This window comes from Corynebacterium sp. KPL1818, from assembly GCF_000478135.1.
In the GTDB taxonomy this organism is placed as follows: Bacteria; Actinomycetota; Actinomycetes; order Mycobacteriales; family Mycobacteriaceae; genus Corynebacterium; species Corynebacterium accolens.
In genome coordinates, this window is the sequence record NZ_KI515758.1 from 1,133,891 (window position 1) to 1,146,487 (window position 12,597).

Genomic DNA, 12,597 nt, shown 5'->3' on the forward strand with positions numbered 1-12,597 from the left:
TACAGCTGGTGAGCTCGGAGGAATTGAAGCTATGCCACACGCTGAAACCGTGGCGGTCTTCACCGACCAAAAGTAGGCTCGAGACATGACGCGAAAAATTATTCTGGATTGCGACCCCGGCCACGATGACGCGGTAGCCCTGCTCCTGGCTATGGGTAACCCCAACATCGATCTGCTGGGCATTACCACCGTTGGCGGCAACCAGACCTTGGACAAGGTCTCCCGCAATGCCCTAGTGGTCAAGGAGATCGCCGGTCATCCGGAGATTCCGGTCTATGCTGGTTGCGATCGCCCGCTCGTGCGCCCCGTTGAAGTTGCCGAGGCCATTCACGGCTCAACTGGCATGGATGTCAATGGAGTCCAGCTTCCGGAGCCCGGCACCGCGCTTGCCGATGCCCACGCCATCGACTTCATCATCGACACCGTCATGTCCCACGAACCCGGCACCATTACCTTGGTTCCAACGGGTCCGTTGACCAATATCGCTATGGCCGCGCGCAAAGAACCGCGCATCGTAGAGCGTGTCAAAGAGGTTGTGCTTATGGGCGGCGGCTACCACGAAGGCAATTGGTCCCCCGTTGCCGAATTCAATATCAAGATTGATCCTGAGGCGGCGCATATCGTCTTCGAAGAGCCGTGGCCGGTCACCATGGTCGGGCTCGACCTTACCCACCAAGCACTGGCCACAGCCGGGGTCGAAGCCGAAATTAAGGCGTTAAATACGCCCGTCGCAGACTTTGTCGTCGGCCTCTTCGGCTTCTTTCGTGAGGCGTATCAGCAAAACCAAGGCTTCACGGATCCTCCGGTTCACGATCCGTGCACGGTGGCTTACCTCATCGATCCGAGCATCGTGCAAACCCGCAAGGCACCCGTTCACGTTGAGCTCGCCGGCGCACTTACCACCGGTATGACCGTGACTGATTTGCGGGAGCCCGCCGATGACACTTGCCATACTCAGGTCGCTACCAAGCTGGACCATGCGGGCTTCTGGAATTTGGTAACCGAGGCCCTTAAAAATCTCGCCTAGCTCTTTGTGTGCTTTGACCAACGTAAACTGCTTCATTGCAGTTAAGCGAACCGAGTCCCGATTGAGAAGGGCGGCATTGCTTTATAAATACTGATATAGAGCAGCGGCGTTTGATGGCGAAGAAAATGAAGGAGTACTACTTCTCACTTTAAGAGCCGGTTGTGGGGTCAAGGATCTTTGTAGACTTCTTCAGAATTGAGAAGTCCTCGCAATTTTTGGGAATGAGGCTGCTCCTCGTCAATATCCACATCCGCAAATTCACAGTTCGGGGCTGGTAACTCGATGCGGATAAACTGAACAGGAAAACCCAACTCGAGGAGCCACCATGGACCAGAACAAATTCCGTCACGTCGTCGTCATGGGAGTCTCTGGCTCGGGTAAGACAACGGTGGGGGAGGCCCTGTCACCGTTGGTGGGGCTAGAGTACCGCGACGGCGATGATATGCACCCGCAGGCAAATATCGACAAGATGGCCGCGGGAACGCCGCTGAATGATGAGGACCGGGAGCCGTGGCTAAAACAGATCGGGCAGTGGCTGGCGGATAGGCCGGAAGGTGCGATGGTGGGGTGCAGCGCGCTAAAACGCAAGTACAGGGATCTGATTAGGCAGTACTGCCCAGGCGTGGCGTTTGTGCACGTACACGGGGACTTTGATGTGTTGTATAAGCGGATGCAACACCGGCCGGGACACTTCATGCCAGCGTCGCTGTTGCAGTCGCAGTTCGACACCTTGGAAGCGTTGGAAGAGGACGAAACTGGCCGCGTCTTCGATGTGACGCGGCCAGCGGAAGATATTGCAGAAGAGGCTGCTGCCTGGATAAAGACCGGCGCTTAAAAGACTGCAGCCGCGCCGTAGAGGACGAGGACGAGTGCGAAGCCGATGACGGAGATGAGCATCTGGTTGACGGTCCACGTCTTCAGAGTTGTCATGGTATCCATGCCCATTAGGCGGCCGACGAGCCAGAAGCCGGAATCGTTGACGTGGGAGCCAAAGACCGAACCGGCGGCGGTGGCTACGACGATGAGTGCGAGTTGCATTTCGTTGAAACCGCCAGCTTCCACGGCGGGGACCATGAGGGCGGCGGCCGTGGTGAGCGCGACGGTGGCTGAGCCCTGTGCCAGGCGGAGGGCTACGGCGATGAGATAGCAGGCCAGGATGACGGGGATGCCGAGGCCGGAGAGGGAATCGGCAAGCGCATCGCCAATGCCTGAGGTGCGAAGCACGCCGCCGAACATGCCGCCCGCGCCGGTGATGAGCACGACGGAACAGATAGGGCCAAGCGAGGAGTCAACGAGTTTTTCCAGCGCAGTCTTTTCCACGCTGCGGCGCAGGCCGAGGACTACCAGCGCGATAAGCACCGTAATCAGCAGTGCGATTGGAGTTTGGCCGAGCATGACGAAGAACCTGACCCACGTGGCATCGGCATCGATTGTGCCGTAAGAAGCTAGGGCGTTGAGCCCAGTATTAAAGAAGATGAGCACCATCGGGATGAGCAAAATAGAAATCACTGTGGTGGCGGAGGCAGGTTTTAAGGGTTGTTCTTCCTTTTCAAGGACAGGCCCGGCGATGGCGTCAGTGACCTTGAATGGGAACTTCTTTCCGGCAAAAAGTCCAAAGCGATAGCCGGAGATATACCAGGTAGGCAGGGCCAGAAGCAGGCCGACGAGCAGCACCAAGCCGAGATCGGCGCCGTAGAATTCGCTGGCGGCAACAGGGCCAGGGTGCGGTGGCAGGTAGACATGCATGACAGAAAAGGCGCCAGCGGCCGGCAGGCCAAAGGCAAGGACTGGGCCATCCAAGCGGCGGGCGACGGCAAAGATAACCGGGAGCATCACGATAAGCCCAGCGTCGAAGAAGATTGGAAAGCCCATAATCAGCGAGGCGATGCCGAGTGCAAGCGGCGCTTTATTCTCGCCGAAGCGGCGAACCATGGCATCGGCAAGCGACTGAGCACCGCCGGAAGCCTCCACGAGCCGGCCGATCATGGCGCCGAGTCCCACCAGAAGCGCCACCGAGCCAAGTGTGGAGCTGAAGCTTTCCGTCATCGTAGGGACAATGCCCTCGAGGGGTATGCCGGCCGCAAGTGCTGTTAGGGCGGAGACCACCAGCAACGTTAAAAATGCATGCAGCTTGAAATAGATGACAAGCACGAGGATTAATGCAATCGCGGCGATGGCGATGCCGAGGATTGGGCCAGTAGAAAGTGTTGGCTCCCAAGTATCCATGAGCTAAAGGATCCTTTGCGTCCGTTTGAAATTTAATAGGGCGTATTGGCCTTTTCAATCCGTCACGGTAGCAGTATTGAATTCGCCCTGGAACGCGTTCTGCGTGTAATCGTGGAAAATGAGGCTGACGCGACACCCGATGGAGGTGAACCGCCGCGGGTTTCCTGGGATGAGCAGACAAGGCTACATTGGAATTATCTCTCTCACCTTTGGAAAGGACTCTTTATGAAGCGCAAGCTTGGCTTTTCGGCATTGATATTGGCAGGTGCGGTGGCACTCGGGGCGTGTTCTTCCGGCGGCGATGATGCTGCAGAACCATCTACCAGTGCACAATCGGAAGCGACGTCCTCTACCTCAGAGGCTGCGCAAGCCTTAGGCAAGGGCGATAGCTTCGATGTACCGTGCAGCGGCAATGATGACACCACGTGCATGACCGTGAAAATCAACGACATTGTCGATGATGCGCACTGCGCAAGTACCGAGTCGAAGAAAGGGAAGTTTGTCGCGGTAGAGATTTCCGCGTCCATGCCTGAGGGCGCGGATGACGGATTCACCTCGCCTTTTAGGTCTATGCCGTGGCGGGTAAGCACCGCTGACAACAAAATTAATAATGCGCGGGCAGAAGTTAGCTGCGATGATGGCAGCTACCTCAACCTCATGGATGAATTCCCAGGCTACAGCGCCGACGGTACGGCTTTCCTCGATGTTTCTAAAGACACCAATATGCTGCACTTTAAGGCTACGAATGAGGTGAGCTACAAGATTAAGGTGGAAAGTGGCGGTGAAGCGGAGCCTTCTTCGCAGGAGCCCACCAATGAAGCAAGCCCCAAGAATGACCCTGCCCAAGAGCGCGCAGGCGAAGCTGCGCAGCCTGCCCCGCAGCCGAAATCGGGAACAGATAGTGGGGGACAACAGCAGGTAAACCCGAACAACCAGGAAGGCGATGCGCCCCAGAATGCTGGCGATGCGCCTGTCGTAGGAATTACCCAAGCCCCTGGCGTGGAGAATCCGCACCCTCTCGATAAAACAGTTGCTTCCTGTGGCGACCCATCCAATCAGCAACCAGGGACCACCTATTTCACGGATGGGACGACTGGGTGGACGCAACAGTGCGCAAGCCAGATGGCGCAGTAAAAACAACTCCAGCGCCCGGGCCGCAGTGAAGGGCCGCAGGGCGCTGGAGCTGGTTCTCTCTATCTCTCTTGCGTTCTCTCAAACGCTAAGGAAAGTATGGGCCTAAATCCTGTTATAGGCATTGAAAAAAGCTGAAATTTTCCTGAAAGTTAGTGCAGGCTAAGAAGATCACGGGGTAGGCACGCGGTGCGCTAGTCTGGGAGGTAGAAGAAATAGCCAAAATGTGCGTGGAAGCTGGGGCAATGGCCGCTGGGAAGTGGCCTGGATCGCAGTTTTCGTACGAGGTAGAGGTGGAAGATTTGTCGTCGCAGTATGATCCGAATTTTCACCGGCAGATGGGCGTGGAAGCTGACGTCGTCTTGCGTGTCGGAATGATGCTGATGGGGGCTGGCACATCGGGCTATCGCGTGCTGCGCGGCATGAAGCGCAGCGCCCGGGCGTTGGGGTTTGATCACCTGGACGCCAATGTGGGCCTGACGCAGATTACCTGCACCTTCCACCGGGGCGATTCCTTTCGCACCGTGATTGCGCGCACGCACTCGCCGGCCGTTGATGCCTCCCGCATTGAGGCATTGGAGGACCTCACCCATAACCACCTATATTCCGGCATTACCGCGGAAGAGCTTTCAGGGATGCTCGATTCCATAGAAAGCGATGTGAAAAAGCGCTGGAGCGTGTGGGTCCTATCCACGGCGGCCGCGGTCGCGTGCGCGGCGTTTGCTTTCTTAAATTTCTTCCCAGTGCAAGCGGTAGGGCTCGTGGCGCTGGCGGCATTCGTGGGGCAGTTTGTGCGCTATGAAGTGCTTCACCAGCACGTGCACCAAATTGGCGGGATCATTGCCGGTGGCGCGGCAGCCAGCATCACCTTCTTTATCCTCATCGAGCTTCTCGGATTTGCTGGGGTAGTAGAGCCGAGCTCGCTGTCCTCGGGCTATGTTGCGGCGGTGCTCTTTTTGATTCCGGGGTTCCCGCTGTTCTCGGCCCTGATTGATATCGCGCGCTTTGACTTTGATGCGGGTATCGCCCGGCTGGGTTATGCGTTTACGGTCATCTTTACCGCTACGTTTACCGTCTCCATGGTCAGTTGGCTAACGGATCTCAGCCCGGATCCGCCGGTCCCCGCACCGGATACGCGGTGGTACCTGCTGGCGTTTGTCGCCAGTTTCTTCGGCATCGCGGGCTTTGCCTTCCTTTTTAATTCCTCGCGCCGTATGGTGTTGGTGGCTGCAAGCGTGGGGACAGTGGCCAACGCGGTGCGCCTTGGCCTCCTTGAGCTGGGCACGACCATTTACTTTGCAGCGTTTATCGGCGGGCTGATTATCGGGCTCTTGGGCGCGGTGGCCTCCCAAAAGGCGCGGTTGCCGCGCATTACCACCACCGTGCCGGCCGCCGTCATCATGATTCCTGGAGTGACGATGTTCCGCGCGGTCTATTACCTCAACGATGGCCAGATGGATCAGGCGGTGGCAAATGTGGCCACCGGCTTGATGGTGGTAGGAGCCATCGGCGCAGGAATGGTATTTGCCCGGTTGCTCACGGACCGCGATTGGGCGTTGGGGCGGCTCATTGATTTCGATAAGGAAATCCCACGAAAGAAGCCCGCCTAGCGCGGGTGGTTCGGCCTTGCAGCGGGGCCGAGGCGATAGCCAGCGGCGGCGGCCAGAGACGGCGGCCAGAGGCAACAGGCAAAGCGGCAGCCAATAACACGAATAGTAAAACGCCAGTGGCACCCGGTTCCTTTCGGTTCCGAGTGCCGCTGGCGTCTCTCTCTACAAGGGTGTTTCCATGTATCGGTTTTCACCGCCCTCTGGAAACTGAGGGGTTCTCTCTATCTCTCTCTCGTATGCGCTCTCTCAAACGCATGATTTAAGTATGGGGCACGCGGCTGGAACGGCAATGGAATCTGCCTGAAAGGTTGCTGCAAAGTGCTGTGAGTTGGGTGGGGAAGGGAGGCATCGGCAAGCAAAGCGTGTCAGCGAAGCTATAAAGGCATATAAAAGTGACCTAAAGCATAGTAAATTCTGTAGGCTCGTCGCTACGGGTGCAGACTATTCTGCGCCATTTTTGCGAAAGAAGCTCAACAGAAACGAGGTGAGGAGCATGGCTCCTCTGATAGCCCCACCGCCAGCGAGCGATGAATCTGCGCGAACGGACGTGGACGTTCCTGGCACTTCACATGAACAGCGCGTTTCCGCCATCAAGGCCGCATTCATCGGCACGTTTATTGAGTGGTTCGATTATGCGGCCTATATCTATATGTCCGCGATTATCTCGCGCGTCTTTTTCCCAGAAATGGAAGGCCGCCGCGCGCTGATTTTGACCTTCGCGCTCTTCGCGCTGTCATTCTTGGTGCGCCCCATCGGGGGAATCGTCTGGGGACATATTGGTGATAAGCACGGCCGCATCCACACGTTGACCTATTCCATCGTGTTGATGTCACTGGCGACCGCCTGCATCGGTTTATTGCCTGGGTATGCCACCATCGGCTTTGCCGCGACGCTCTTGCTTCTTATATGCCGCATGGTGCAAGGCTTTTCCGCCGCCGGTGAATATGCCGGCGCCGCCACCCACCTGGCTGAGATTGCCCCACCTGGGAAACGCGGGATTTATGCTGCGGTGGTGCCCTCGGCCACCGCATCCGGGCTGCTCTTGGGCTCGCTCATCGCGGCATTTCTTACTGGCGTGCTCGATGATGATGCCCTGCATTCCTGGGGCTGGCGCGTGCCCTTCCTAGTGGCGGTGCCGCTCGGCCTGTACGGCTTATGGATCCGCCGCCATACGGAGGAATCCAACCGCTTTGAAAAGCACGCGGACACCGAACTTTCGCCCCTGCGCCAGGTGCTGAAATACCCCAAGGCCCTGGCCATTGCCTTTGCCGGCGCGGTGCTCAACGCGATTGGCTTCTACGTCATCTTGACCTACCTGCCCACCTATCTTTCGGAGGAGCTGGGCATGGCAGAAACTCCGGCGTTTATCGCGTCTTCGGTGGCCTCCGCGTTCTACGTGGGCTTTGCGCTATTGACAGGCCTGCTGTCCGATCGCCTTGGCCGGCGCACCACCATGCTGTGCGCCGCGCTCTTTATGGGACTTGCCATTATTCCGGCATTCATGCTTCTCGATGGCGCAGGCATCCTGCTCGTCATCATCATTCAGGTGTGCCTGGGTGGGGTGCTGGCGCTTAACGATGGCGTCTTGCCCTCCTTCCTTTCCGAGCAGTTCCCCACGCATGTGCGCCTGTCTGGTTTCGCGCTGACGTTTAATACTGCCAATGCCATCTTCGGCGGTACCGCCCCGATGATCGCGACGTGGCTGATTGATACCACCGGAAATAAACTAGCCCCGGCCTTTTATCTGGTGGCTGCGGCGATCGTGACGGGTACTGCCGTGCTCTTCGCGCCGCGCAAGAACAAGCTGGTGGCATAACCCGCGCGGGTTATGCCTGTAGAACTAGTAAAACGCCAGTGGCACCCGGTTCCTTTCGGTTCCGAGTGCCGCTGGCGTCTCTCTCTACAAGGGTGTTTCCATGTATCGGTTTTCACCGCCCTCTGGAAACTGAGGGGTTCTCTCTATCTCTCTCGTATGCGCTCTCTCAAACGCATGATTTAAGTATGGGGCACGCGGCTGGAACAGCAATGGAATCTATCTGATAGGTCGCTGAAAAATACTGAAAGTTTCCTGTAAATCCATTTGCGCTGGTAAGCGGCCCTCAAAGATTATCCTTCTAGCAGGCCTTCATCGATGAGGAAATCCTGTGCCACGGCGGTGTAGTCCTCACCGTCGACGTCCACGCGGGCATTGAGCTCCTGCATCTTCTCATCCGTCAGGAGTTTCGCGAGGGGAGCGAAGAGATCCTTGATCTCTGGGTATTCTTCCAAGACCTCGGTGCGCACAACCGGGGCGAGGTTGTACTTGGGGAAGAAGAGCTCAGGGTCCTCCAGCACGGTGAGGTTTAAGGACTTAATGCGGCCATCGGTGGCAAAGATGGAACCGAGGGTGCACTCGCCCTTATTCAAGGCGGCATAGACGGCGCCGGAATCCATAATCCTGATGCGGTCGCGCGGTGGTTGTTCAATGCCATAGCTATCCAACATGGTAAGCAGGCCGTCATTGCGGGCTAAGAATTCGCTATCGGTGCAAAAGGTCTGCTCGTTGGCGGGAATACCCTTGATATCGGCCAGCGATTCGAGGCCGTACTGTGCGTGGGACTGCTCGCTAATGGCCAGCGCGTACGTATTATTCATCGGCGCTGGGGGTAGCCAGGTAAGTCCATGGTCCTTATCGGCCTCCTTCACTGCCTCGTATTGCTCCTGCGAGCCGGGGACCGGATCGGCGTTGCCCAGGTAGGTAATCCAGGCGGTACCGGTGTATTCAAACATGGAGTCCATATCGCCGACCTCCAGCGCTTGGCGCGCCGAGGTAGAGCCGGGGATATTGGTTAGGTCCTTTACGTTGGCACCTGCGGATTCCAAGAGGATGGCACCAATCTTGCCCAGGATGACCTGCTCGGTGAAGTTCTTGGAACCGATGGAAATATTGGCGCCGTCGAGGTCAATATCGGCCAGGTCACCCTTTAATTCCCCACTCGGGATGAGGCCACCGGCGGTGCCGAGGCCGCACCCGGCGAGGAAGAAGGTGCTTGCGGCAGCGAGGGTTGCGAGGAGGCGTTTCATTGGATCATTCCCTTCGGGGCGAAGACAACCTCAAGAACGCGGCCCACCCATTCGACCGCTAAGGCTAAGGCGGCGATGAGGACCGCGCCAGAGATGAGAATAGGGTTGCGGTAGAGGGTAATACCGGTGGTAATCAGCCCGCCGAGGCCGCCGGCATCGATAAAGGTGGCAAACGCACCCGCGCCGACCAAGAGCACCAGGGAGGTGCGGATGCCGGTCATGATGACCGGCAGGGCCATGGGCAGCTCGACCTTGGTGAGCACCTGGATTGGTGACATGCTGAGGCCATAGGCGGCCTCGACAAGCTGCTTATCCACACCCCGCAAACCCGCAATTACGTTGGCGAGTACCGGCAAAAAGGCATAGAACCAGAGGCCGAGGATGGCCACCGGCTCGCCAAAGCCGAGCCAGATGGCCAATAGGACGATGACACCGACGACGGGCGCGGCCTGTCCAATATTCGCGATGCTGGTGATGATCGGCGCCATGAACTTGGTGGACTTGCGCGTTAGCACGATGCCCAGCGGCACGGCCGTGGCGATGACCAACAGCGCGGAAATGACCACGAGGACTAAGTGCTCGCGGGTCATGGTGAGCACAGAACTAATCTGCAGGGTGCGCTCTTCAATATCATCCAGCTCGGCCGTGGCGTGCCAGAAGAGCCAGCCGCCCACCGTGAGCACCACCAGGATGGGGATGCCGATGATTAGGAGGCGGTCTTCGCCGGTCAGGCGCTTAAATTTCTCCACCGGAATCCACCTCCTTGTCATCTAAAGCCTCTTGGGCGGCGGCATTCATCTGCTGGATATAATCCGTGACCGTTTCGTAGTACAAAACGCCCACGAATTCACCGCGGCGGGTAACAAGCGCCCCGCTGTGGGAGGAAGCAAGCATGGCGGACATGGCATCGCTTAGCGTAGAGTGCGCATCCACAACGGAGTTGAGCTCGAATTGCGGCTCCGGGATGGTCTCGTAGCGCTCGAGCTGGCGGGCGAAGATCCAGTCGCGGGGATGGCCCTTGTCATCGACGATGACCACCATTTCTTCGCCGGCTTCGCGCAGGCGCGCTAGGGCCTCGGTTGTGGATTCACCGATGCGCGCGGTGGCCTGATCCGCAAGTTCCAGCTCGTCCGCGCGGCGCAGGTTGAGCTGCTTTAGGGCGGAGCCGGAACCAATGAAGTCGGCCACGAAGTCATTCGCGGGCGCGGCGAGGATATTTTCGGGCGTATCGTACTGGCTGATCTTCCCGCCTGGCTCAAAGATGAGGATGCGGTGGCCCAGCTTGATGGCCTCATCGATATCGTGCGTGACGCAGATGATGGTCTTTTTCAGCTCGGACTGGATATTGACCAATTCATCCTGCAGGCGCGTGCGGGTGATGGGGTCGACCGCGCCGAAGGGCTCGTCCATCAAGACCACCGGCGGATCCGCAGCCAGGCCGCGGGCGACGCCGACGCGCTGTTGCTGGCCACCGGATAGCTCGCTGGGGAAGCGATCGCGGTAGGTTGCAGGATCGAGCCCGACCATATCCAAAAGTTCATCGGTGCGCTGAGCAATCTTATCGGCCTTCCACTTCTTCAGCTTGGGCACCAAGGCGATATTATCCGCGACGGACATGTGCGGGATGAGGCCGCCGCCTTGGATGACATAGCCAATATCGCGGCGCAGCTGCGTGGGGTTTTTCTTGGTGGCGTCCTCGCCATCGATATAAATGGTGCCGCTGGTCGGCTCCACCAAGCGGTTAATCATCTTCAGCGAGGTGGTCTTACCACAACCAGACGGCCCGACGAATGCGACCAGCTTGCCTGCCGGAATTTCGAAGGAAAGGTCCTCCACGGCGGGGGAGTCTTGGCCCGAATAGGCCTTGGTGACGTGATCGAAGACGATGCTGGCACCGCTATTGCTCGCGTCCGCGGCGTGCGTGGATGAAGCGTGCGTTGAATCAGACATTCTTAGATACCTTTCGGGGTGGTCAATTTTTGGATTCCGGCGAGAATCGCATCCACGATGAGCGCAATAATGACGACGCCGATGGTGCCCACCAGCGTGAAATTAAGTGCGTTGGTGCCGCCGATTTGGCTGAGTCCTGAGTAGATATATCCACCCAGTCCTGGGCCGAGCGCATAGGCGGCGATGGCGGCAACACCCATAGACATCTGGGTGGAGACGCGGATGCCGGTCATAATCACCGGCCAGGCCAGCGGCAGCCGGATGCGGAAGAGGATAGCCGTCGAGCTCATGCCCTGCCCGCGGGCGGATTCGATGACATCGTCGCTGACATTGTGCAAGCCGACGATGGCATTGCGCAGGATGGGAAGGACGGCATAAAAGACCACGAGGGCAACCGACGGTATGGTGCCGATGCCAAACAGCGGGATGGCAAGACCAAGGAGCGCCAGCGATGGCAAGGTCAGGCCGATGGAGGTCAGGGCATTAGCGATAGCCGCACCGCGCGGGCGCTGGGCTACGAAAATGGCAATAATCAACGCGATGACCAGGGCCACGGCGACTGATTGGATGACAAGGCTTGCGTGCTGGTAACTGCGGAAAAGGATATCCTGCCAGCGCGCAGCGATAAATTCGTTCATTTCATCACCTAAAAGAAAGAGAATAGGGCGCAGGGAAAATTATTAGGGGCACAGACTCTCTGGTCCTTCCTCTGCGCTGATGATGTGCTTCTAGCGTACAAGCCTTTTTACGCGCGAAACAATAGCGTGACAGGCTGGGCACAAAACCGGGGGCAGTGAGCACGAGGTAATACCGGTCTTAGTGGCGGCCTAGAAAAACAGCACTTGGCCGATAAGTGCCAGGGCAGCGGTAATAGCTACCACCGTGACGATGCGGTTCAGGCGCTTGGTATCGATGAAGTGGTTGAGGTAGTTGGCAATGAATAAGCCGACGACTACTAACGGGCTATAGGCCGCGGCGGCGTAGACCTGCGGCTGGGTCACCTGGCCGTTAAAGCCCAGGATGATAAGGGACATGACGGTACCGATCACAAAGGTGCCGGCGAGGCTGCCGCGCGTGCGCTGTGGGTCGAAGCGCTTCATAATCAGCGCCATCGGTGGGCCACCGATGGAGGTAGAGGTTCCCAGGAATCCGGAGGTAAGGCCGGCAAGAACGGTATTGCGCCTGGTGGGCTCGGGGCTCCAGCCGAGGCTGGAGAGGGACATCGCCAAGAGCACGGCGCAGCCGATGAAGATGGAAAGGCCATCGTGTGAGAGGGATGCGATTGCCCACGCGCCGGCGAACGAGCCCGGAATGCGGGCGATGACGGATATGCCGACCAAGCGCCATGAGGTTTCGCGGTACGTTCGCGCCAGCGTATAGATGGAAATGCACAGCGCGAGGAGCAAGATGAGCGTGGGGACTAAATCCGGGCGCAAGAGCGCGATGATGGGAGTGGCGATGGTGCCGAGCCCAAAGCCGATCGAGCCCTGAGTGATAGTGCCGACCAAAATGAGCACACCAATAAAGATGTAGACCCACGCGTCTGAAGAGATTCCCAAGAACATGATGGAAGGCAAGTATAGGGCACTT

The 12,597-nt window shown here is 58.1% G+C and carries 11 protein-coding genes; 5 read left to right on the top strand and 6 right to left on the bottom strand.

The window, feature by feature from the left end:
* Positions 1 to 85: 85 nt before the first annotated feature.
* Both HMPREF1261_RS05350 and HMPREF1261_RS05355 read left to right on the top strand, forming a co-directional pair.
* Complete coding sequence (locus HMPREF1261_RS05350) at positions 86 to 1,027, top strand: nucleoside hydrolase (RefSeq protein WP_023030234.1); 942 nt, start codon at positions 86 to 88, stop codon at positions 1,025 to 1,027.
* A gap of 325 nt (positions 1,028 to 1,352) precedes the next feature.
* Positions 1,353 to 1,862, top strand: coding sequence for a gluconokinase (locus HMPREF1261_RS05355; RefSeq protein WP_023030235.1), 510 nt, complete (start codon positions 1,353 to 1,355; stop codon positions 1,860 to 1,862).
* Here HMPREF1261_RS05355 and HMPREF1261_RS05360 read toward each other — a convergent pair.
* Positions 1,859 to 3,253 (bottom strand): GntP family permease, encoded by a 1,395-nt coding sequence (locus HMPREF1261_RS05360; protein ID WP_023030236.1) that lies wholly within the window; start codon positions 3,251 to 3,253, stop codon positions 1,859 to 1,861. The two genes, HMPREF1261_RS05355 and HMPREF1261_RS05360, sit on opposite strands and share 4 nt — an antisense overlap.
* Before the next feature lie 225 nt (positions 3,254 to 3,478).
* Between HMPREF1261_RS05360 and HMPREF1261_RS05365 the strand changes: the two genes are divergently transcribed.
* From HMPREF1261_RS05365 to HMPREF1261_RS05375, 3 genes are all read left to right on the top strand, one after another.
* Complete coding sequence (locus HMPREF1261_RS05365) at positions 3,479 to 4,387, top strand: hypothetical protein (RefSeq protein WP_023030237.1); 909 nt, start codon at positions 3,479 to 3,481, stop codon at positions 4,385 to 4,387.
* 335 nt (positions 4,388 to 4,722) lie between these two features.
* Positions 4,723 to 5,994 (top strand): threonine/serine exporter ThrE family protein, encoded by a 1,272-nt coding sequence (locus tag HMPREF1261_RS05370; RefSeq protein WP_198012713.1) that lies wholly within the window; start codon positions 4,723 to 4,725, stop codon positions 5,992 to 5,994.
* 493 nt (positions 5,995 to 6,487) lie between these two features.
* Positions 6,488 to 7,810: an MFS transporter gene (locus HMPREF1261_RS05375; protein WP_023016898.1), complete on the top strand. Its 1,323-nt coding sequence runs from the start codon at positions 6,488 to 6,490 to the stop codon at positions 7,808 to 7,810.
* A gap of 290 nt (positions 7,811 to 8,100) precedes the next feature.
* On the opposite strand, the gene HMPREF1261_RS05380 is transcribed toward HMPREF1261_RS05375, so the two are convergent.
* The 5 genes from HMPREF1261_RS05380 to HMPREF1261_RS05400 all read right to left on the bottom strand — a co-directional run bounded on the left by HMPREF1261_RS05380 (position 8,101) and on the right by HMPREF1261_RS05400 (position 12,572).
* The gene (locus HMPREF1261_RS05380) at positions 8,101 to 9,057 is read right to left on the bottom strand and encodes a glycine betaine ABC transporter substrate-binding protein (protein ID WP_023030239.1); all 957 of its coding nucleotides are present in this window, start codon (positions 9,055 to 9,057) and stop codon (positions 8,101 to 8,103) included.
* Positions 9,054 to 9,806 carry an ABC transporter permease gene (locus HMPREF1261_RS05385; protein WP_023030240.1) on the bottom strand — a complete coding sequence of 251 codons (753 nt, stop codon included), beginning with the start codon at positions 9,804 to 9,806 and terminating at the stop codon, positions 9,054 to 9,056. The genes HMPREF1261_RS05380 and HMPREF1261_RS05385 overlap by 4 nt, the downstream gene beginning before the upstream one ends.
* Positions 9,793 to 11,007 carry an ABC transporter ATP-binding protein gene (locus HMPREF1261_RS05390; RefSeq protein ID WP_023030241.1) on the bottom strand — a complete coding sequence of 405 codons (1,215 nt, stop codon included), beginning with the start codon at positions 11,005 to 11,007 and terminating at the stop codon, positions 9,793 to 9,795. The genes HMPREF1261_RS05385 and HMPREF1261_RS05390 overlap by 14 nt, the downstream gene beginning before the upstream one ends.
* Before the next feature lie 2 nt (positions 11,008 to 11,009).
* Positions 11,010 to 11,645 (bottom strand): ABC transporter permease, encoded by a 636-nt coding sequence (locus HMPREF1261_RS05395; RefSeq protein ID WP_023016902.1) that lies wholly within the window; start codon positions 11,643 to 11,645, stop codon positions 11,010 to 11,012.
* Between the two features lie 189 nt (positions 11,646 to 11,834).
* Complete coding sequence (locus HMPREF1261_RS05400) at positions 11,835 to 12,572, bottom strand: sulfite exporter TauE/SafE family protein (protein ID WP_005281740.1); 738 nt, start codon at positions 12,570 to 12,572, stop codon at positions 11,835 to 11,837.
* Positions 12,573 to 12,597 lie beyond the last annotated feature (25 nt).